Origin of the sequence: Kineococcus indalonis (assembly GCF_009906395.1) — a bacterium.
Classification (GTDB): domain Bacteria; phylum Actinomycetota; class Actinomycetes; order Actinomycetales; family Kineococcaceae; genus Kineococcus; species Kineococcus indalonis.
Genome location: NZ_JAAALM010000474.1, coordinates 1 through 3206 on the forward strand (window position 1 = coordinate 1; position 3206 = coordinate 3206).

At 72.9% G+C, this 3206-nt stretch carries 2 pseudogenes; both read right to left on the reverse strand.

Annotation, left to right across the window (positions count from 1 at the left end):
• Window positions 1–2819: pseudogene (locus GTR00_RS17660) on the reverse strand (hypothetical protein); the annotation flags it as partial.
• A gap of 117 nt (window positions 2820–2936) precedes the next feature.
• Window positions 2937–3047: pseudogene (locus tag GTR00_RS26455) on the reverse strand (eCIS core domain-containing protein); the annotation flags it as partial.
• Window positions 3048–3206 lie beyond the last annotated feature (159 nt).

The following is a 3206-nucleotide window of genomic DNA, read 5'->3' on the forward strand; positions in this document are numbered from 1 at the left end:
GGCGGGGCCGTGGCCGGCTCGGGCGCTCGCGCCGGGGGCGTGGACGGCCGAGCCTGGGGAGCTCCGGCCCGGGGTGCTGGAGCGCCGGGCTCGGGCAGGCCGGCACGCGGTGCGGGAGCGGCGCCACCGAGCCGGTCGGGTGCCCGTGCAGCGGCGTCGTCCCCGAACCGGAAGACCTTCCGCGCCAGCGCCTCGATCGACTCGACGATGCCGCGGATGGAGCCGAAGCGGCTGAGGAACCCCTTGACGGCGCCGAACCCGCGGAGGATCGGGCCCTTGAGCGGAGCGAGCGCACGGCCGAGCACACCGAGGACCTCGCCCCCGATGTCGAGGAACCGCAGGAGGTAGGCGAGCAGGCGCCGACCGAGGGAGGCCCCCTGCTTGAGCACGGTGTACCCGCCCGCCGTGAAGTAGGCGATGAGCACCTCGAGCAGGATCATCCCCGAGAGCCAGCCGAGCTTGCGTCCCAGGGCGTAGTCGGACAGCGCGAGGAGCTTGAGCAGCTCGACGGCGATCCGTGCGCCGAGCAGCCCGCTCGCGTCCATGAGCCACGTCCAGGCCTCCCCGAGCAGCGAGGCGAGACTGCTCACCGAGCCGCTGGTCGCCTCGACCTCGGTGCGCATCTCCGCCGTCAACCCGTCGGCGGTGCCCCCTTCGGGCTCCGTTCCGGCCACGGCACCGGAGACGACGTCGGGTGGCAGGCGACGGGCGATCTCCACGTCGCTCTCGACGCCCTCCGCGGCGAAGACCGCGTCCTCGGCGGCTCCCTCGCCTCCGCCTGCCTCAGTCGTCGTCGAGTCACCGGCACCGATCCGGGCGGTGTCAGCCGCCGGCGCGGCCTCGATCGCCGCGGCGGACGTGGCACCGCCCGTCGGCACGACGGTCGCGGCGGTTCCTCCGTCTGCCGGTCCCAGGGCGCTCTCGACCGTCCCGCCGACGACGGCCGTCGGCGCGGGTGCTGCTCCGGGCTCAGGTGGAGCCCGCACCGCTACGTCGGCGGGTGCCGCCGCCTCACCCCCGGCGACCGGAGCCGCGGCGGCGGCCGGGGCCGGGACGGCCGTGGCCGACTCGACGCTCCTGATCCCCGCCACGACCGGCGCCGGAGCCAAGGACACCACGACGGGAGCCAGCACGCGCTTCAGCACCCGGATGGCGACGACGACCAGCTCGAACAGCATGAACAGCATCTTGAACGGGTCGATGATGCCCTCGACCAGGCCGTGCACGAGGCCGATGGCGTAGCCCGCGACGAACTGGATCCCGCCGCCCGCCATGAGGTTGGCCATCTTGTTCGACGCGGCGATGCGTGTCGGGTCGTCGACCTTCTCCTTGCTCCTGAGGTGCCGCAGGAAGCCGAGCACGGCCGACTTGAGCACGGCCGCCAGCGGACCGAGGCCGGTGAGGAAGGCGGGGAAGCCGGAGACGAACGCGATGAGCAGCCCCAGGACGAAGGCGATGACCGGCGGCTTGAACGTGTCGGGCAGGAGCAGCCAGATCCCGCCGGTGATCGCCACGGGCAGGAGCGGCGGGTTCGACACCACGAGGACGAGCCGGACGAGGAAGTCGAGGATGGGCTGGAAGATCGTGCGGAGCGTCTCGAAGAGGGCCCCGACCGCCGGGCCCAGGCCGGCGAACCCGTTCTCGGCCCAGGCCTGGAGCCGGTCGAACTGGTCGGCGACGTGCTCGAGGACCCGGTTGACCGGCTTCAGGCACGTGCTGGAGGAGAAGAGCCCCAGGACGACCTTCATGCCCCGCGCCACGCTCCCCACCAGACCGGCCAGCCAGCCGGCGGCCGTGGCGACGAGCTGCTTGAGGCTGTCCACCACGCCGATCAGGAAGGGCAGCACGTCCTTCTCGAGGACCTCGCGCGCGCGGACCACCACCTCGGTGTCCTGCCAGTTCGCGGCCAGCCACGTGAGCTTGTCCCAGACCGGCGGCAGCACCTGGGTGAGGAGCACGATCGGTCCCAGCGGGGACAGCATGAGCAGGATGCCGCCGACGACCTTCAGCGGGGTCTTGATCGGCTCGATGATCTCGAGGAACGCCTCCCAGGCGGCGGTGGCCTTCTCCTCGAGCCAGGTGCGCACCCCCTGCGAGCTCTCCCACACGAGGCCGAACTGCTCCAGGAGCCACTCCCAGGCCCACTCCGCCAGATCGCGGAGCGGCTCGGTGATGTCCCACACCCACGTGACCATCTGCGTGAAGGCCGCCCACGCCCACGAACCCACGGCGCCGAGGAACTCCAGCACGGGCAGGGCGATGTTGTCCCACAGCGTCGTGAACACCGCGCTGACGGCGTTCGAGAGGCCCTGGACGAGACCGACGACGTCCTCGCCGAACAGGTCGATGACCACGAGGACGGGTCGCAGGAGCACCCCCACGGCGGCGCTCGCCGTGGTGCCCAGCGCACCGTAGACAGCCTTCACGCCGGCGGTCAGGCCGCGGAAGAACATCTCGATCCCCGACATGACGTCGAGGTCGCCCAGCGGGTCGAGCATCGTCGAGACGACGGCGTCGACGCCGCGGCAGAAGATGTCCTCGAGCAGCTCGAAGACGTTACCGCTCAGGAACGGCAGGAGGCCTGGAGCGAGGTAGTCGATCACCTCCTCCGCACCTTCGAGGACGAGGCCGCCGACATGCAGCGCGGCGTCGACGGCCACGCCGGCGATGTCGCCGCCGATCTCCACGACGTCGCCGCCGAAGTCGACGACCTCACCGGCGACATCGCCGGCGAAGCCGGCCGCAGCGCTCGCCGCGTCCTCGACGAAGTCGGGGACCCCGAGGTCCTGGGCGCGCACCGACGTGCGCAGCGTCGGCACGCAGGGTGGTCCGCGCGCGGGTGTGCCGGAGCGGCACGGGTCGCGCGGGGACGGCTCGCCTGCCTGGTGGACGACGTGGACGAGCTCGTGCGCGAGCACGGCGTCGTAGCGACCCTGCCCGGCACGCTGGGCGTCGGCGCCCAGGACGATGTGCGTTCCGTAGGTGAAGGCGAGGGCGTGCCGGTCACCGGCGAGCCCGGCCGCGACCGGGCCGGCATGGACGCGCACGGCGCTCAGGTCGTGCTCGAGGGCGCGCTCGTAGCCGTCGCGCTCGTGACGGGACAGCGGACGCCCGGCCCCGAGCCGCGCGTCCGGCGAAGCGGTCGTCCTGATCCGGCGGTGCGGGGGTCCGCGGGGGCGGGGCTCCCCCGCGTGGTCGCCCGGTCC